At 61.9% G+C, this 16,646-nt stretch carries 18 protein-coding genes and 1 tRNA gene; 13 read left to right on the top strand and 6 right to left on the bottom strand.

Going from position 1 to position 16,646, the window contains the following annotated elements; all coding sequences use genetic code 11:
• From M2497_RS04715 to M2497_RS04675, 9 genes are read left to right on the top strand one after another with little or no spacing between them, the layout of a single operon-like run.
• Window positions 1–930, top strand: coding sequence for a MerR family transcriptional regulator (locus M2497_RS04715; protein ID WP_248486039.1), 930 nt, complete (start codon window positions 1–3; stop codon window positions 928–930).
• Complete coding sequence (gene phrB, locus M2497_RS04710) at window positions 931–2,376, top strand: deoxyribodipyrimidine photo-lyase (RefSeq protein ID WP_248486037.1); 1,446 nt, start codon at window positions 931–933, stop codon at window positions 2,374–2,376. It begins immediately after the preceding gene.
• Window positions 2,369–2,791, top strand: a complete 423-nt coding sequence (locus M2497_RS04705; protein ID WP_248486035.1) for a nuclear transport factor 2 family protein — start codon at window positions 2,369–2,371, stop codon at window positions 2,789–2,791. Before phrB ends, M2497_RS04705 begins: the two co-directional genes overlap by 8 nt.
• Entirely contained in the window at window positions 2,788–3,570 is a 783-nt protein-coding gene (locus M2497_RS04700; protein WP_248486033.1) for an SDR family NAD(P)-dependent oxidoreductase, read from the top strand. Before M2497_RS04705 ends, M2497_RS04700 begins: the two co-directional genes overlap by 4 nt.
• Entirely contained in the window at window positions 3,567–4,814 is a 1,248-nt protein-coding gene (locus tag M2497_RS04695) for an FAD-dependent oxidoreductase (RefSeq protein WP_248486031.1), read from the top strand. The genes M2497_RS04700 and M2497_RS04695 overlap by 4 nt, the downstream gene beginning before the upstream one ends.
• On the top strand, window positions 4,811–5,620 hold the full coding sequence (locus tag M2497_RS04690) for a DUF1365 domain-containing protein (protein ID WP_248486029.1): 810 nt from the start codon (window positions 4,811–4,813) through the stop codon (window positions 5,618–5,620). The genes M2497_RS04695 and M2497_RS04690 overlap by 4 nt, the downstream gene beginning before the upstream one ends.
• Window positions 5,607–6,878 (top strand): cyclopropane-fatty-acyl-phospholipid synthase family protein, encoded by a 1,272-nt coding sequence (locus M2497_RS04685; protein WP_248486027.1) that lies wholly within the window; start codon window positions 5,607–5,609, stop codon window positions 6,876–6,878. The genes M2497_RS04690 and M2497_RS04685 overlap by 14 nt, the downstream gene beginning before the upstream one ends.
• Window positions 6,871–7,350: a DUF2878 domain-containing protein gene (locus M2497_RS04680; RefSeq protein ID WP_248486025.1), complete on the top strand. Its 480-nt coding sequence runs from the start codon at window positions 6,871–6,873 to the stop codon at window positions 7,348–7,350. Before M2497_RS04685 ends, M2497_RS04680 begins: the two co-directional genes overlap by 8 nt.
• Before the next feature lie 54 nt (window positions 7,351–7,404).
• On the top strand, window positions 7,405–7,710 hold the full coding sequence (locus tag M2497_RS04675) for a YkgJ family cysteine cluster protein (protein WP_105524328.1): 306 nt from the start codon (window positions 7,405–7,407) through the stop codon (window positions 7,708–7,710).
• A 74-nt stretch (window positions 7,711–7,784) separates the two neighbouring features.
• Here M2497_RS04675 and M2497_RS04670 read toward each other — a convergent pair whose 3' ends face one another.
• The 6 genes from M2497_RS04670 to hemA form a co-directional block, all read right to left on the bottom strand.
• A complete protein-coding gene (locus M2497_RS04670) occupies window positions 7,785–8,303 on the bottom strand; it encodes an acyloxyacyl hydrolase (protein WP_058423103.1) in 519 nt (172 codons plus the stop codon).
• 113 nt (window positions 8,304–8,416) lie between these two features.
• On the bottom strand, window positions 8,417–9,211 hold the full coding sequence (murI, locus tag M2497_RS04665; protein WP_248486023.1) for a glutamate racemase: 795 nt from the start codon (window positions 9,209–9,211) through the stop codon (window positions 8,417–8,419).
• Entirely contained in the window at window positions 9,204–9,959 is a 756-nt protein-coding gene (locus M2497_RS04660; RefSeq protein ID WP_248486021.1) for a molybdopterin-synthase adenylyltransferase MoeB, read from the bottom strand. Before M2497_RS04660 ends, murI begins: the two co-directional genes overlap by 8 nt.
• Window positions 9,953–10,783, bottom strand: a complete 831-nt coding sequence (gene prmC / locus M2497_RS04655) for a peptide chain release factor N(5)-glutamine methyltransferase (protein ID WP_248486019.1) — start codon at window positions 10,781–10,783, stop codon at window positions 9,953–9,955. Before prmC ends, M2497_RS04660 begins: the two co-directional genes overlap by 7 nt.
• Window positions 10,784–11,866: a peptide chain release factor 1 gene (gene prfA / locus M2497_RS04650; RefSeq protein WP_071494232.1), complete on the bottom strand. Its 1,083-nt coding sequence runs from the start codon at window positions 11,864–11,866 to the stop codon at window positions 10,784–10,786.
• Window positions 11,863–13,152 carry a glutamyl-tRNA reductase gene (hemA, locus tag M2497_RS04645; protein ID WP_248486017.1) on the bottom strand — a complete coding sequence of 430 codons (1,290 nt, stop codon included), beginning with the start codon at window positions 13,150–13,152 and terminating at the stop codon, window positions 11,863–11,865. The genes prfA and hemA overlap by 4 nt, the downstream gene beginning before the upstream one ends.
• A gap of 182 nt (window positions 13,153–13,334) precedes the next feature.
• Between hemA and M2497_RS04640 the strand changes: the two genes are divergently transcribed.
• The 4 genes from M2497_RS04640 (at window position 13,335) to M2497_RS04620 (ending at window position 16,645) form a co-directional block, all read left to right on the top strand.
• Complete coding sequence (locus M2497_RS04640; protein WP_282579043.1) at window positions 13,335–15,059, top strand: tetratricopeptide repeat protein; 1,725 nt, start codon at window positions 13,335–13,337, stop codon at window positions 15,057–15,059.
• A 4-nt stretch (window positions 15,060–15,063) separates the two neighbouring features.
• Window positions 15,064–15,681: a lipoprotein insertase outer membrane protein LolB gene (lolB, locus tag M2497_RS04630; protein ID WP_248486015.1), complete on the top strand. Its 618-nt coding sequence runs from the start codon at window positions 15,064–15,066 to the stop codon at window positions 15,679–15,681.
• A 1-nt stretch (window position 15,682) separates the two neighbouring features.
• Window positions 15,683–16,534: a 4-(cytidine 5'-diphospho)-2-C-methyl-D-erythritol kinase gene (gene ispE, locus M2497_RS04625; protein ID WP_248486013.1), complete on the top strand. Its 852-nt coding sequence runs from the start codon at window positions 15,683–15,685 to the stop codon at window positions 16,532–16,534.
• Between the two features lie 36 nt (window positions 16,535–16,570).
• Window positions 16,571–16,645 (top strand) — tRNA-Gln (locus M2497_RS04620).
• Window position 16,646: the final 1 nt, after the last annotated feature.

The raw sequence follows: 16,646 nt of genomic DNA, 5'->3' as shown, positions 1-16,646 counted from the left end.
ATGAAAGCTGCCCTGCTAGACGAACCCGGCGACGACATCGCCCAAGCCCTGGAAGATGGCTGGCTGCCGATTCGCGAAGTGGCGCGCCAGACCGGCGTCAACGCCGTAACCCTGCGCGCCTGGGAACGCCGTTACGGCCTGATCGTGCCCCAGCGCACGCCCAAGGGCCATCGGCTGTTCAGTGCCGAGCATGTGCAGCGCATCCACACCATCCTCACCTGGCTCAATCGCGGCGTGCCGGTGAGCCAGGTCAAAGGCCTGATCGACTCGGCCCAGTCCCTTCCTGAGGCGGTGGAAAACGAGTGGCACAGCCTGCGCCAGAACCTGGTGCAAGCCATCAGCGAATTGAGCGAACGCCGGGTCGATGACGCCTTCAACCAGGCCATGGCGCTGTACCCGCCACGCACGTTGTGCGAGCAATTGATGCTGCCGCTGCTGCGAGAGTTGGAACAGCGTTGGCAAGGCCAGTTCGGCGCGCAGATGGAGCGGGTGTTTTTCCTCTCATGGCTGCGCAGCAAATTCGGCGCACGCATTTACCACAACAATCGCCAGTTGCACGGCGCGCCGTTGTTGCTGGTCAATCAGTCCGACCTGCCCCTGGAGCCACACCTGTGGCTCAGCGCCTGGCTCGCCAGCAGTGCCGATTGCCCGGTGGAAGTGTTCGACTGGCCTTTGCCCGCTGGCGAACTGGCCCTGGCGGTGGAGCACCTGCAACCGCGGGCCGTGCTGCTGTATTCGAGCAAAGCGCTGCATGTGTCGGCGCTGGCAAAACTTTTGGGCGGCGTCCGTTGCCCAAAGTTGGTCGTCGGACCAACGGTATGCATCCACCAGGCCGAGCTGGCCGTATTAACCCATGACACCCCTGAATTGTTCGTCGCCGAAGACTTGTTATCGGCCCACCAGCTACTGATCCAGCGTGGACTCGTTTAAATGCATTTGATCTGGCTGCGCACCGACCTGCGCCTACACGACAACACCGCCCTGACCGCCGCGAGCGAGCGGGGCCCGATCGCCGCCGTGTACCTGATCACGCCCGAACAATGGCTGGCCCATGACGATGCACCGTGCAAGGTGGATTTCTGGCTGCGCAACCTGGACGACCTGGGCAAAACCCTCGGCGAACTGAACATTCCCCTGCTGATCCGTACCGCCGCCACCTGGGACCAGGCGCCCGACGTGCTGGGCACGCTATGCCGTGAACTGGCGGTGGAGTCGGTGCACGTCAACGAGGAATACGGGATTCATGAAAGCCGTCGCGATGCGGCCGTGTCCAAGGCATTGGAGTCGGCGGGCATCAGCTTCCACAGCTACCTGGACCAACTGTTTTTCCAACCCGGCAGCGTGCTGACCAAGACCGGCACCTACTTCCAGGTATTCAGCCAATTCCGCAAGGTCTGCTACAGCCGCCTGCACAGCGCACTGCCGCGGATAGTCGCGGCCCCCAAGGCCCAGGCTGCGCTCACGCTCAAAAGCGACCCAGTCCCGAAGACAGTCGACGGTTTCGAGCCGCCCAGCGAGACTCTGCGCGCGCTCTGGCCTGCTGGTGAAGCCGAAGCCCGGCGCCGCCTCGACGCCTTCGCCGACCAACAGATCAGCTACTACAAGGACGACCGCGACTTCCCCGCCAAGCCCGGCACCAGCCAGCTGTCGGCGTACCTCGCCGCCGGCGTGGTATCGCCGCGCCAGTGCCTGCACGCCGCGTTGCAAACCAACGGCGGCGAGTTTGAAAGCGGCGACATGGGCGCCATCACCTGGATCAACGAACTGCTTTGGCGCGAGTTCTACAAGCACATCCTGGTGGGTTACCCACGGGTGTCGCGCCACCGGGCGTTCCGCCCCGAGACCGAAGCCGTCGCCTGGCGCAACGCGCCCAAGGACCTGGCCGCCTGGCAGCAAGCGCGCACCGGCCTGCCGATCATCGACGCGGCCATGCGCCAACTGCTCGAAACCGGCTGGATGCACAACCGCCTGCGCATGGTGGTGGCGATGTTCCTGACCAAGAACCTGCTGATCGACTGGCGCGAGGGCGAGCGTTTCTTCATGCGCCACCTGATCGACGGCGACCTGGCGGCCAATAACGGCGGCTGGCAGTGGAGTTCGTCCACCGGCACCGACTCGGCGCCATACTTCCGGATTTTCAGCCCCTTGAGCCAGTCGGAAAAATTCGACAGCGAAGGCGTGTTCATCAAGCACTGGCTGCCGGAACTGGCCGCGCTGAATAAAAAAGAAGTACACAACCCCGAAGCCGCCGGTGGCTTGTTCGGCGTGGCGGATTACCCGCGTTCGATTGTCGACCTGAAAAAGTCCCGTGAACGCGCCCTGGCCGCCTTCCGCAGCCTGCCCTCGCGACAAGCTGCAGGGGGCGAGTATGAGTGACTTCCTGCGCCGCTTCGCCCAGGCCTTTTCCACGCTGGACAAGCACAACCTGCACTTGCTCGACAGCCTGTACAGCCAGGACATCCGCTTTACCGACCCGCTGCACGAGGTGCAGGGCCTGCCCGCCATGCACCGCTATTTCGCCGAGCTGTACAGCAACGTCAGCCAGCTACGCTTCGACTTCCACGGTTTCGATCAGGTGGCCGAAGGTGAGGGTTACCTGCGCTGGAAAATGAGTTTCTGCCACCCACGCCTGGCCAACGGCAAGGTGATCCGGGTGGAAGGTTGTTCGCACGTGATGTGGCGCGACAAGGTGTACCGCCACCGCGATTATTTCGATGCCGGCGCCATGCTCTACGAACACTTGCCCGTGCTGGGCAACGTCGTGGGCTGGCTGAAAAGGAGAATGGGATGAGCCGTACATTGCCTCGCCGTTATTGGCTGACCGGCGCCAGCAGTGGCATCGGTGCCGCGCTGGCCGTGGAGTTGCTCAACAGCGGCGCCCACGTCGCCTTGAGCTCACGTTCGAAAGGCCCGCTGGAAGCCCTCGCCCAACGCTACCCTGGCCAGGTGTTGGTGGTGGCCGGCGACCTGACCAACAGCCAGACCGTGCGCGAGATCGGTGAGCGCATTGGCGTGGCCTGGGGCGCGCTGGACACGGTCATCCTCAATGCCGGCACCTGTGAGTACGTGGACGCCCGGCAGTTTGACTCATCGATCATTGAGCACGTGGTGCGTACCAACCTGCTGGCCAGCAGTTATTGCATCGAAGCCGCCCTGCCGCTGCTGCGCGCCGGGCACACGCCGCACCTGGTAGGTGTCGCCAGCGCCGTGACCTACCTGCCGATGCCCCGCGCCGAGGCCTATGGCGCGTCCAAGGCCGGCCTGCGCTATCTGTTCGAATCCTTGCGCATCAGCCTGTCGCCGGAAAATATCGACGTCACCGTGATCAGCCCGGGCTTTGTCGACACGCCGCTGACCGAACGCAATGACTTCCCCATGCCCCTCAGTTGGTCGGCGGATAAAGCCGCACGGCATATTTTCGCCAAGCTGGAAAAGCGCCCGTTGGAAATCGCCTTTCCCGCACTGTTCATCGCCACGTTGTGGCCGCTGTCGAAACTGCCGAACCGTGCGCAACTGATCATCGGCAAGCGCATGTTGCGCAGCCCGCCGCCGAAAAAGGACGACCTGTGAAGATCGCCATTATCGGCAGCGGCATCGCCGGGCTGACCAGCGCCTATCTGCTCAGCCGCCGTCACGACATCACCCTGTTCGAAGCGGGCGACCGCGTCGGCGGGCATACCCACACGGTCAACGTCACCGTCGAGGGTAAACGCTACGCGGTCGACACCGGTTTCATCGTGTTCAACGACTGGACCTACCCCAACTTCATCCGCCTGCTGGGGCAGATCGGGGTGGCGTTCAAACCGACCGAGATGAGCTTTTCGGTGTGCGACGAGCACACCCGGTTCGAGTACAACGGCAACAACCTCAACAGCCTGTTTGCCCAGCGTCGCAACATCCTGTCGCCGGGGTTCTGGGGCATGTTGCGCGATATCCTGCGGTTCAATCGCCAGGCGCCGCTGGACCTGCAGGAGCAGCGCATCAGCGCCGAGATGACCCTGGGCGACTATCTCAGCGCCGGTGGTTACGGCGAGCGGTTTGTGCGGCACTACATCGTGCCGATGGGCGCGGCGATCTGGTCGATGTCCCTGGCCGATATGCTGGGGTTCCCGTTGCAGTTCTTTGTGCGCTTTTTCAAGAACCACGGGTTGCTCTCGGTGAACAACCGTCCGCAGTGGTGTGTGATCGAAGGTGGTTCAAGCAACTATATCGAACCCTTGACCCGCAGTTTTCGCGAACAGATCCGCCTCAATTGCCCTGTGCATAAAGTGGCACGCACCGACAACGGTGTGGTTATCCACAGCCCGGCCGGCAGTGAAGGGTTTGATCGCGTGGTGTTCGCCTGCCACAGCGACCAGGCCCTGGCGTTGCTGGCCGACCCGAGCCAGGCCGAACAGGAGATCCTCGGCGCCATGCCCTACGCCGACAATGACGTGGTGCTACACACCGACACGCGCCTGTTGCCCGACCGCAAACTCGCCTGGGCCAGCTGGAATTACCGGCTGACCGGCGATCGCCAGGCACAGGCGGCGGTGACCTATGACATGAACATCCTGCAAGGCATCGACAGCGCCACCACGTTTTGCGTCAGCCTCAACCAGACGCCAATGATCAACCCACTGAAGGTGCTGGCCCGCTACACCTACGCCCACCCGCAATACAGCCTGGCGGCGGTGGCGGCACAAGCGCGTCGCGAGGAAATATCCGGTGTGCGCCAGACGTTTTACTGCGGCGCGTACTGGGCCAACGGCTTTCACGAAGACGGCGTGGTCAGCGCATTGCGCGTGGCCGAAGCCTTTGGGGAAACCCTGTGAACAGCGCCCTGTACAGCGGCTGGATCGCCCATCGGCGGTTTGCGCCCAAAGCCCATGCCTTTCGCTACCGCATCGGCCTGCTGTACCTGGATTTGAGCGAAGAACACCAAGTGCTTGGGCTCTCGCCCCTGGCCGGGCGCAGTCGCCTGGCCCCCTTCGGTTTTCGCCAGCAGGATTACCTGCGTGAATGGACGCGCACCGGCATGAGCTTGAGCGATGCCGTGCGTCAGGAAGTCGGCAAGGCACTGGGGCATACACCCCAGGGCGTTATCTGCCTACTGACCCAGGCCCGTAGTTGGGGCCTGGCTTTTAACCCCGTGAGTTTCTTCTACTGCTTCGAGGCCGACGGACGTCTGGCCGCGATCCTGTGTGAAGTGACCAACACCCCATGGCGCGAACGCTATCACTACGTGCTGCCGGCCCAGGCCCTGGACGCCGATGAGCACCAGCATTTCGCCGTGGCCAAGGCCTTCCATGTGTCGCCGTTTCTACCCCGCGACCTGGAATACCGCATGAGCTTCAGCCCTCCCGCCGCCAGGCTCGGCGTGCACATGGCCGATTGGCAGGGCACGCAGAAAATCTTCGACGCCACGTTGAGCCTGGAGAAAGAAACGCTGGATCGCGCCAGCCTGCATCGCTACCTGTGGCGTTTCCCCTGGATGACCGCCAAGACCTGCCTCGCCATTTACTGGCAGGCTTTGCGCCTGTTGCTCAAACGCACGCCGATTTTTTCCCACCGGGCCGCCGATGGCGCCTCTCGCACCGCAGTCGGGTACACCAAGGATCGCCGCCATGAAATCCCCTAGCTTATCGGTCAAGACTCACCGCCTGAACGTCAACGGCATGACCGCCGCGCTGCTGCGCAAGGCGGTATTGCGCCAACTCAGCCAACTGCGCCATGGCCAGTTGGTGGTGATCGAGGACGGCGAGCGGCAAGTGTTCGGCGCACGGGAAGCGCACTTGCTGGGGGAAATCCAGATCCTGGACTCTGCCGTGTGGGGCCTCGTGGCGGCCAGCGGGTCCATCGGCGCCGGCGAAGCGTTTATCCACGGTTACTGGACCAGCCCGGACCTGACCGCCGTGGTGCGCGTGATGGTCAGCAACCTGGACGTGCTCGATGCAATGGAAGGCGGCCTGGCACGCCTGGCGCGGCCGTTCACCCAGGGCCTGCACTGGCTCAACCGCAACACGCGCAAGGGTTCGCAGAAGAACATCGCCGCCCACTACGACCTGGGCAACGACCTGTTCGAAGAATTCCTCGACCCAACCATGATGTACTCAGCGGCGCAGTTTCTGACGCCCGACGACACCCTCGAACAGGCGCAGTTGAACAAGCTGGAGCGCATCTGCCAGAAGCTTGCCCTCAAGCCCACCGACCACCTGCTGGAAATCGGCACCGGCTGGGGCAGCATGGCGCTGTACGCGGCGCAGCATTACGGCTGCCAGGTCACCACCACGACACTCTCCAAGGAACAGTTCGCCTACACCCAACAGCGCATCGAAGCCCTGGGGTTGCAAGGCCAGGTCACGCTGCTGCTGCAGGACTACCGCGACCTCACCGGCCAATACGACAAGCTGGTGTCCATCGAGATGATCGAGGCGGTGGGCCATCGCTTCCTGCCGACCTACTTCAAACAGTGCGCGCACCTGCTCAAGAACGATGGGCTGATGTTGCTGCAAGCCATCACCATTCGTGAGCAACGCTTTGAACAGGCCAAGCGCAGCGTGGATTTTATCCAGCGCTATATCTTCCCCGGCGGCGCCCTGCCCTGTGTGCAGAACATGCTGCACATCGTCAGCCGCAACACCGACATGAACCTGCTGCACATGGAAGATTTCGGCCTGCACTACGCACGAACCCTACGCCTGTGGCATGAGAATTTTCGTCGCGCCCACGGTCGCCTCGCCGAGCTGGGCTACGACGAATACTTCCTGCGCCTGTGGGAGTTTTACCTGTGCTACTGCGAAGGCGGCTTCATGGAGCGCACCATTGGCACCGCGCAATTGCTGCTGGCCAAGCCATCGGCGATCAACCCGCCGCTGCTCGGGCGCTTCAATGCTTAAGACGCTGGCCAATGCCGTGCTGTTTCAGTGCGGTTGGTTTGCCTGTGTGCTGGGTGGGGACAGCCCGTGGTTAATGGTGGGGCTTGCCGTGCTGGCAGTTCACCTGCTGTGGATAAGTTCGTGGGCTGAAGACGGCAGGTTGATCCTGAGCGTGATGGTTCTGGGCACCCTATTGGACACCGCGTTGCGCATGCTGGGGGTGTTTGAGTTCACGGAACCGGGCACGTTGATTCCCTTCTGGTTGATCCTGCTATGGGCATTGCTGGCGACGACGTTGCGTCATTGCCTGGCCTGGAGTGCCCGTCCCTGGTGGCGTGCCGCCGTGCTGGGTGCGCTGGGCGGCCCGCTGTCTTATTACGCCGGTAGCCAACTGGCAGGGGTGCAGTTTGGTTTCGGCTTCGCGCCCACGATGGTTGCGCTGGCGCTGCTGTGGGCGATGGTGTTTGTGGGTTTGCATCGGCTAGCGCGCTGACGTCCGTCAGCCGTTTCACACGTGCGTCACCCGCTTGCCTTACACTGCACGCCTATGACCAACATCCCCCACACCCAAATCGCCGAACCCGCCGTCACCTGCTCGACGTGCGCGGCCTGCTGTTGCCAGCTGGAAGTCATGCTGATCACCGACACCGGCGTGCCGGAGCGCTATATCGATACCGATGAGTGGGGCGGTGAAGTGATGCTGCGTCTGGACGACGGCTGGTGTGCGGCGCTGGACCGGGACACCATGATGTGCACGATCTACGAGCGACGGCCACTGATTTGTCGGGAGTTCGAGATGGGCGCGCCGGAGTGCCTGGAAGAGCGACAGGGTATCGCTACCGCCTATCGCTGATGCTGAAGATTGTGGCAATCAACTGTGGGAGGGGGCTTGCCCCCTCCCACATATTTTTTCAGTGTCCTGAAGAGTTACAACGGCAAGGTGTAATGCAACGAGTAGCTCTCTACCCCATCGTTATTGCTGCTGATGCCCGCGTTGGAATAATGCGTGGCACGAATGCCCACCTCATGCCCACCCGCGAAGCGCAGGCCGAAACCCAGGCGGTCTTCGAACTGAAAGGCCTGGCCGATGTTGTTGTCTTCCAGCTTGGTGCGGGAAAACACTGCGACCCCGATCCCGGCCTCGATGTAAGGCTTCACCGATTCCCCGGCAAATTCATACACAAACACCGGCGAGAACGACAGGCTGCTGGCGCTGGCCCGCTTGTCCCCATCCCAATAGGTGTAGGCGCCGCTCCAGTAGCCGGTCAACCGGCCGGTATCGCTCTGCCACCAGCTTTTGTCCCAGTCCGATGTCAGCCCCAGCCGATAGGTCATGGTCGAATCGCTGGTGCTCCCCACCCCCAGTTCCAGGCCAGCGGCCTGCGCCGAAACAGAGTGCCCCACTACAGCGGCCGCAATCGCAGCCAAACAGAACAAGCGCTTCATAAGAAACATCCTTTCCGAACGAAGTTATATGATTTTCTACAGGCTATCTCGCTATAGGAAGCTGGCGTGTAGCCAGAAGTTCCAGCTAATAACGCGGGTATTTCACGAAATTTTCACGAGTCGAAGCTTCTCACAACGCCCGGATATTTCCATAGTGTCGGTAGGATATTTCTTAGGTGACACACATCGCCGCTGGTCCAGAACTGTGCCGGTGCTGGATTGCCGACGGCCAATAGGTCGCGCTCACCCAGCAAACGTTTGAGCTGGCGGGCCACGGCAGCGCCGGTGTCGATGAGGATGATGCTGGGGGGCAGCATGTGCGCCAGGAGCGGCTTGAGGAAGGGATAGTGGGTGCAGCCGAGGATGACAGTGTCGCAACCGGCGCTGAGCAGCGGGTCGATATAGCCCTGCAATAACTGGCGCAAGGCCGGGCTGGTCAGGTCACCGCTTTCGATCAGCTCCACCAGGCCCGGGCACGGTTGGGTGATGACCTTCACATCGGTAGCGAAGCGGTCGAGCAGCGCGGCGAACTTGGCGCTTTGCAGCGTGCCGGTGGTGGCAAGCACCCCGACCACGCCACTGCGGGTGGCTGCCGCCGCCGGTTTGACAGCAGGCTCCATCCCCACCAGCGGCCAATCGGGAAAATCCAGACGCAGATCAGCGACGGCGGCAACAGTGGCGGTATTACAAGCAATCACAAAGGCTTTGGCGCCCTGCGCCTGGAAAAATGCCGCCACCTGCCGCGAGCGTTCAAGGATAAACGCCGGGCTTTTCTCGCCGTAGGGGATATGCCCACAATCGGCCACGTACAGCAGTGATTCCTGGGGCAATAGCTGCTGGATTTCGTCCAGCACGGTCAAGCCACCGATACCGGAATCGAACACACCGATTGGCGCGCCCTTAACCATGTGGCGTCCCGCACACGCTGCAACCGGGGTCACGCTTGACGCGCAACTCGCGAAAGCGCGTGGCCAGGGCGTCGATCAGCAACAAGCGGCCTACCAACGGTTCACCGAAACCGGCCAGCAGTTTCAGGGCTTCCAGTGCTTGCAGGCTACCGACCACACCAACCAATGGCCCGACCACGCCGGCTTCGCTGCAGGTGAGTTCTGTGTCGCTGCCGTGCCCATATAGGCAGTGGTAGCACGGGCTCTCGGCGCGACGCGGGTCGAACACCGACAGTTGCCCTTCAAGACGGATCGCCGCGCCGCTGATCAAGGGCTTGCCGGCGGCGACGCAGGCCGCGTTGACGGCTTCGCGGGTGGAGAAGTTGTCGCTGCAATCGAGCACCACATCGACCGCTTCAACCGCCGCAGCCAGGGAGTCGGCATCCAGCGCGGTGCGATGGGCGACCAGTTGAATCTCGGGATTGATCGCCGCCAGGCGACGCAGGGCCGAGTCGACCTTGGTCTGCCCGACGCTGTCAGTGTCATGGATGATCTGGCGTTGCAGGTTGGTCAGGTCGACGGTGTCGAAGTCCGCCAGATGCAACTCGCCGACGCCGGCAGCTGCGAGGTACAACGCGACGGGCGCACCCAGGCCACCGAGGCCGACGATCAAGGCACGGCCGTTTTTCAGGCGCAACTGGCCGTCGATGTCGACATGCTGCAACAGAATCTGCCGGCTATAGCGCAACAGCTCCTGATCGGTCAGCACGGCCGGCGCCCCAGGGTGATGCGCTCATGGCCGCCGAGGTCGATGCGGCTGTGCACCTCTTCAAACCCTTCACTCAACAGCAGGTCGCGCACGGCCGGGGCCTGGTCGTAACCGTGCTCCAGCAACAGCCGGCCACCGGCATTCAGGTGGGCCGGGGCTTCTTTGATGATCAGGCGCAGGTCGTCCAAGCCATCATGGCCGGCCACCAATGCGCTGGCCGGCTCGAAACGCACGTCGCCCGCCACCAGGTGCGGATCGTTGGCGGCAATGTACGGCGGGTTGCTGATGATCAGGTCATAGGTATGGCCGTGCAGCGCGCTGAACCAATGGCTGCTCAGCACCGTGGCGTTATTGAGGTGCAACCGCTGGCGGTTGCGCTCGGCTAGGGCCACGGCTTCCAGCACACGGTCGACGGCGGTGACCTGCCAGGCCGGGCGTTCGCTGGCCAGGGCCAGGGCGATGGCGCCGCTGCCAGTGCCGAGGTCGAGGACCTTGGCCTGCGTGGCGGGCAACAATTCCAGGGCGGTTTCCACCAGCAATTCGGTATCGGGACGCGGGATCAGCGTGTGGGGCGCGACCTCCAGGTCCAGCTTCCAGAAGCCTTGCTGGCCGAGGATATAGGCCACCGGCTCACCGCCGCGACGGCGCTGCAGGTAGCCGGCAAAGGTCAGCGCGTGCTCGCTGCTGACGATTCTCTCGGGCCAGGTGTGCAGGTAGCTGCGCGACTTGCCCAAGGCAGCCGCCAGCAACAATTCGGCATCCAGACGCGCCGTGGGCGAGTCGGGCAGGTCGGCGGCGCGCAGCAGGCTGGCGATAATGGTCATTTATTCACCTATCGCGGCCAGTTGATCGGCCTGGTATTCGGCGAGCAACGGCTCGATCACCGCATCCACTCCACCGGCAAGGATCTCGTCCAGGGAGTAAAGGGTGAGGTTGACCCGGTGGTCGGTGACCCGGCCTTGGGCAAAGTTGTAGGTACGGATGCGCTCGGAGCGGTCGCCCGAGCCCACCAGCAACTTGCGCTCGCTGGCAATCGCGTTGGCGGCGGCGCTGGTCTGCTGGTCATTGAGTTTGGCCGACAGCCAGGACATAGCCCGCGCCCGGTTCTTGTGCTGGGAGCGCTCTTCCTGGCACTCCACCACGATGCCCGACGGCAAGTGCGTGATGCGGATCGCCGAGTCGGTCTTGTTGACGTGCTGACCACCGGCGCCCGAGGAGCGGTAGGTGTCGATGCGCAGGTCGGCCGGGTTGATCTCGATGGCTTCCTGCTCGTCCGGTTCTGGCAACACGGCAACGGTGCACGCCGAAGTGTGGATACGGCCCTGGGACTCGGTCGCGGGGACACGCTGCACGCGGTGCGCGCCGGACTCGAATTTGAGCTTGCCGTAGACGTTGTCGCCCTCGACCCGTGCGATAACTTCTTTATATCCGCCGTGTTCGCCTTCGTTCTCGGACAGGATCTCTACGCGCCAGCCGCGACGTTCGGCATACCGCGAGTACATACGGAACAGGTCGCCGGAGAAGATCGCCGCCTCGTCACCGCCGGTGCCGGCACGGATTTCGAGGAACACGTTGCGCCCGTCATTCGGGTCCTTGGGCAGCAGCATGCGTTGCAGGTCGCCTTCCAGCTCGGCGAGTTTTTCCTTGGCTTCGCGGACTTCTTCCACGGCCATTTCGCGCATGTCCGGGTCGCTGTCCTTGAGCAGTGCCTGGGCACCTTCAAGGTCGGCCTGCACCTTCAGCAGATTCTTGTAAGTGGCCACAACGGGCTCAACTTCGGCGTATTCCTTGGAATAGGCACGGAATTTGGTCTGATCGGAGATGACCTCGCCATCGCCGAGCAAGGCGGTCAGTTCTTCGAAACGGTCCTGGAGCACGTCCAGTTTATTGAGCAGTGACGCTTTCATTGCGGTTTTTTATCCGAAGAGCTATCTGACGCGCCCTCACCGAGGGCAAAGAGTTCCTGGGCCATGGCCAGCGCATCGAGGCGGCCTTCGGCGGTAAGCTTTTTCAGTTGCACACTGGGTGCATGCAGCAATTTGTTGGTGAGGCCACGGGCCAGTTGCATCAGCACCTCCTCGGCGCTGCTGCCGTTGGCCAGCAAGCGCTGGGCCTTGATCAATTCCTCGTCGCGCATGCGTTCGCCTTGCTGACGATACGCCTTGAGCACGTCCACCGCCGCCAGTTCACGCAGGCGCACCATGAAGTCTTCGGCGCCGGTGCTGACCATTTCCTCGGCAGCCTGGGCGGCGCCCTGGCGGCTCTTGAGGTTTTCGGCGACCACTTCGTGCAGATCGTCGACGCTGTAGAGGTAAACGTCGTCCAACTCGCCGACTTCGGGTTCGATATCCCGGGGAACGGCAATATCCACCATGAAGATCGGCTTGTGCTTGCGCAGCTTCAGCGCGCTCTCGACCGCGCCCTTGCCCAGGATCGGCAGTTGGCTGGCGGTGGAGCTGATGACGATATCGCTGCGCACCAGTTCGGCCGGAATGTCCGCCAGCAACACCGCATGGGCGCCGAACTGCTCGGCGAGGATGCTGGCGCGCTCCAATGTGCGGTTGGCGACCACGATACGCTTCACGCCCAGGTCATGCAGATGGCGGGCAACCAGCGTGATGGTCTCGCCAGCGCCGATCAGCAGCGCCTGGCTGCGTTGCAAGTCACTGAAAATCTGTTTGGCCAGGCTTACGGCGGCAAACGCCACGGACACCGGGTTTTCACCGATGGCGGTGTCGGTGCGCACCTGCTTGGCGGAATTGAAGGTGGCCTGGAACAGGCGCCCCAGCAGCGGGCCGACGGTGCCGGCTTCACGCGCCACGGCGTAGGCGGACTTCATCTGGCCCAGAATCTGCGGCTCGCCCAACACCAGCGAATCGAGGCCGGCCGCCACACGCATCATGTGACGAACTGCCGCATCCTCTTCGTGCACATAAGCGCTGGCGCGAAGGTCATCGAGGTCCAAATGATGGTAATCGGCCAGCCAGCGCAGTACGACATCCGCTGAAAGATGCTCCTGCTCTATATAAAGCTCGCTGCGATTGCAGGTCGAAAGGATCGCAGCTTCGCGGCTGTCGGTGAGCCGGCAGAGCTGCTGCAAGGCCTCAACCAACTGCTCAGGCGTAAACGCCACGCGCTCGCGCACGTCTACGGAGGCAGTCTTGTGGTTAATACCGAGTGCGAGGAAGGCCATTCAATATCGCTGATGATGTCGGGAAGCCGACAATTGTCCTACTTCGAAAGATTCAGAACAACCACCGTCGTCTATTGTCCTAATGCCTTGTGTCTATAAAGGCATCAACTGAGACTCGGTTATGTTTGGCCGAAGGCTTGTGTCATGATGATCCGACCGCAGGTTAGTCGTCCTCTTCCTATATGAATAGATCTTCCGCGTTGCTCCTCGCCTTTGTCTTTCTCAGCGGCTGCCAGGCCATGGCCCCCGTGTCGCCGGACGGTACGCCGCCGGTGGAAGACACCACTCCCGCCCCTGAAAAGCCCAAGGTTTATTCCTCGTTCACCGAAGAAACGGTGTACAGCCTGCTGACCGCGGAACTGGCCGGCCAGCGCAATCGCTTCGATATTGCGCTGGATAACTACGTGACCCAGGCCATCAACACCCAGGATCCGGGAATTTCCGAGCGGGCCTTCCGCATCGCCGAGTACCTGGGGGCCGATCAGGCTGCGCTGGACTCCTCGCTGATCTGGGCGAAAAACGCTCCGGACGACCTGGAAGCACAGCGGGCGGCAGCCATTCAGTTGGCACGCGCCGGGCGCTATGACGACTCCATGGTCTATATGGAGAAAGTCCTGCAGGGCAAGGGCGACACCCATTTCGACTTCCTCGCGCTGTCGGCTGCCGACACCGACCAGGACACGCGCAATGGCCTGATGAAGAGTTTCGACCGCCTGCTGCAAAAGCACCCGAAGAACAGCCAGTTGATTTTTGGCAAGGCGTTACTGCTGCAACAGGATGATGAAGCCGATGCGGCCCTGAAGCTGCTGGAGCAGAATCCGCCAGAAGAAGGCGAAATTGCGCCGATCCTGCTGCGCGCACGCCTGTTGCAGAACCTCAATCGCGGCAAGGAAGCGATTCCGCTGCTGGAAAAAAGCCTCAAGAAGTATCCGGACGACAAGCGCCTGCGCCTGACTTACGCACGCATGCTGGTGGAACAGGACCGCATGGAGGACGCCAAAGTGCAGTTCGCCAACCTGGTCCAGCAATACCCGGACGACGATGAATTGCGTTACTCCCTGGCACTGGTGTGCCTGGAAGCCAAGGCCTGGGACGAGGCCAAGGGCTACCTGGAAGAGTTGATCCAGCGTGAAAGCCATGTGGATTCGGCACACCTTAACCTCGGCCGTATCGCCGAAGAGCGCAACGATCCGCAAGCCGCCCTGCTCGAGTACGCCCAGGTCGGCCCCGGCAACGACTACCTGCCTGCCCAATTGCGCCAGGCCGACATCCTGATGAGCAACGGCCGCACCGACGAGGCGGAGAAACGCCTGGCCGCCGCGCGGGATGCCGAGCCGGACTACGCGATCCAGCTCTACCTGATCCAGGCTGAAACCCTGTCGGCCAACAACCAGGGCGAGCGCGCCTGGAAACTGTTGCAACAAGCCTTGCTGCAATTTCCGGACGATTTGAACCTGCTGTACACCCGCGCCATGCAGGCGGAAAAACGCAATGACCTGGCACAGATGGAAAAAGACCTGCGCCTGATCATCAAGCGCGATCCGGACAACGCCATGGCCCTCAACGCCCTGGGCTATACCTTGTCCGACCGCACCACGCGCTACGATGAAGCCAAGGTGCTGATCGAACAAGCCCACAAGCTCAACCCGGAAGACCCGGCCGTGCTCGACAGCCTGGGCTGGGTGAATTACCGCCTGGGCAACCTGGACGAAGCCGAACGCTTGTTGCGCCTGGCACTGGAACGCTTCCCCGACCAGGAAGTCGCCGCCCACCTGGGCGAAGTGCTGTGGGCCAACGGCAAGCAGCGCGAAGCACGCCAAATCTGGGAAAAATTCCTCAAGGAACAACCCGAAAGCCCCATCCTGCGCGGCACCATCAAGCGCCTGACCGGATCCGAGACCCTTTAAGCTTATGTTTTTGCGCCATGTTGTTATTTTCAGCTTCATAGCCCTGCTCGCCGGTTGCGCGGGCATCGGCAGCCGTGAATCCGTTGAAGGCCAGGGCAACCCGGCGCAATGGAAGCAGCACAAGGACCAGCTCAGCAGCATCGATGGCTGGCAGATCGAAGGCAAAGTGGGGGTTCGCGCGCCGAAAGACTCCGGCAGCGGCACCTTGTTCTGGCTGCAACGCCAGGACTACTACGATATTCGCCTGTCTGGCCCGCTGGGCCGTGGCGCCGCACGCCTGACCGGCCGGCCGGGGCAAGTCAGCCTTGAAGTGGCCAACCAGGGCCGCTACGAAGCGGCTTCTCCGGAAGAATTGCTGGAACAACAGATCGGCTGGAAGCTGCCGGTGTCTCACCTGGTGTGGTGGGTACGCGGTTTGCCCGCACCTGACAGCAAGAGTCGCCTGAGCCTCAACGGCGACAGCCGCCTGGCCAGCCTGGAGCAGGATGGTTGGCAGGTCGAGTATTTGAGCTACGTAGAGCAAAGCGGCTATTGGTTGCCAGAGCGCATCAAGCTGCATGGTCCCGACCTTGACGTCACACTGGTGATCAAGGACTGGCAACCACGCAAGCTGGGGCAATAACGTGTCCGTACAAACATTGACCCTGCCCTCCCCGGCCAAGCTCAACCTGATGCTGCACATTCTCGGTCGCCGTGAAGACGGCTATCACGAACTGCAGACGCTGTTTCAATTCCTCGACTACGGCGACGAGCTGACCTTCGCTGTACGCGACGATGGCGTGATCAAGCTGCATACCGAATTCGAAGGCGTGCCTCACGACAGCAACCTGATCGTGAAGGCCGCAAAAAAACTTCAGGAGCAATCCGGTTGCGCGCTCGGCATCGATATCTGGATCGATAAAATCCTGCCCATGGGCGGTGGCATCGGCGGCGGCAGCTCGAATGCCGCGACAACTCTGCTGGGCCTGAATCACTTGTGGCAACTGGGTTGGGACCATGATCGGCTGGCCACACTGGGCCTGACACTGGGCGCCGACGTCCCGGTTTTCGTGCGTGGGCACGCGGCTTTCGCCGAGGGCGTGGGGGAGAAACTCACCCCGGAATACCCCGAAGAGCCGTGGTATGTCGTGCTTGTGCCGCAAGTATCTGTAAGTACAGCAGAAATTTTTTCAGATCCGTTGTTGACACGTAACTCTTCTCCCATTAAAGTGCGCCCCGTTCCCAAGGGAAACAGTCGAAATGACTGCTTACCGGTTGTAGCAAGGCGTTATCCAGAGGTACGTAACGCTTTGAATTTGTTAGGTAAATTTACCGAAGCAAAATTAACCGGAACTGGAAGTTGTGTGTTTGGGGGCTTCCCAAGCAAAGCTGAAGCTGATAAAGTCTCGGCCCTTCTTACAGAGACCCTTACAGGGTTTGTAGCAAAGGGAAGCAACGTTTCGATGTTGCATCGCAAGTTGCAAAGTCTGCTCTAAAGGAACCGAGTGTTAGGCACTCGTTGCAACAGATACAGGGGCGTCGCCAAGCGGTAAGGCAGCAGGTTTTGATCCTGCCATGCGTTGGTTCGAATCCAGCCGCCCCTGCCAT

Source organism: Pseudomonas sp. CYM-20-01, assembly GCF_023169845.1.
In the GTDB taxonomy this organism is placed as follows: Bacteria; Pseudomonadota; Gammaproteobacteria; order Pseudomonadales; family Pseudomonadaceae; genus Aquipseudomonas; species Aquipseudomonas azotoformans.
Note: the sequence above shows the minus strand (reverse complement) of the source record. Positions and strands in the feature narration are given on the sequence as shown.

Excerpts from the sequence above, each read along its gene's own strand:
- M2497_RS04715 (WP_248486039.1), top strand. The coding sequence starts at position 1 with ATGAAAGCTGCCCTGCTAGACGAACCCGGCGACGACATCGCCCAAGCC.
- phrB (WP_248486037.1), top strand. The coding sequence starts at position 931 with ATGCATTTGATCTGGCTGCGCACCGACCTGCGCCTACACGACAACACC.
- M2497_RS04705 (WP_248486035.1), top strand. The coding sequence starts at position 2,369 with ATGAGTGACTTCCTGCGCCGCTTCGCCCAGGCCTTTTCCACGCTGGAC.
- M2497_RS04700 (WP_248486033.1), top strand. The coding sequence starts at position 2,788 with ATGAGCCGTACATTGCCTCGCCGTTATTGGCTGACCGGCGCCAGCAGT.
- M2497_RS04685 (WP_248486027.1), top strand. The coding sequence starts at position 5,607 with ATGAAATCCCCTAGCTTATCGGTCAAGACTCACCGCCTGAACGTCAAC.
- M2497_RS04680 (WP_248486025.1), top strand. The coding sequence starts at position 6,871 with ATGCTTAAGACGCTGGCCAATGCCGTGCTGTTTCAGTGCGGTTGGTTT.
- M2497_RS04675 (WP_105524328.1), top strand. The coding sequence starts at position 7,405 with ATGACCAACATCCCCCACACCCAAATCGCCGAACCCGCCGTCACCTGC.
- M2497_RS04670 (WP_058423103.1), bottom strand. The coding sequence starts at position 8,303 with ATGAAGCGCTTGTTCTGTTTGGCTGCGATTGCGGCCGCTGTAGTGGGG.
- murI (WP_248486023.1), bottom strand. The coding sequence starts at position 9,211 with ATGGTTAAGGGCGCGCCAATCGGTGTGTTCGATTCCGGTATCGGTGGC.
- prmC (WP_248486019.1), bottom strand. The coding sequence starts at position 10,783 with ATGACCATTATCGCCAGCCTGCTGCGCGCCGCCGACCTGCCCGACTCG.
- prfA (WP_071494232.1), bottom strand. The coding sequence starts at position 11,866 with ATGAAAGCGTCACTGCTCAATAAACTGGACGTGCTCCAGGACCGTTTC.
- hemA (WP_248486017.1), bottom strand. The coding sequence starts at position 13,152 with ATGGCCTTCCTCGCACTCGGTATTAACCACAAGACTGCCTCCGTAGAC.
- M2497_RS04640 (WP_282579043.1), top strand. The coding sequence starts at position 13,335 with ATGAATAGATCTTCCGCGTTGCTCCTCGCCTTTGTCTTTCTCAGCGGC.
- lolB (WP_248486015.1), top strand. The coding sequence starts at position 15,064 with ATGTTTTTGCGCCATGTTGTTATTTTCAGCTTCATAGCCCTGCTCGCC.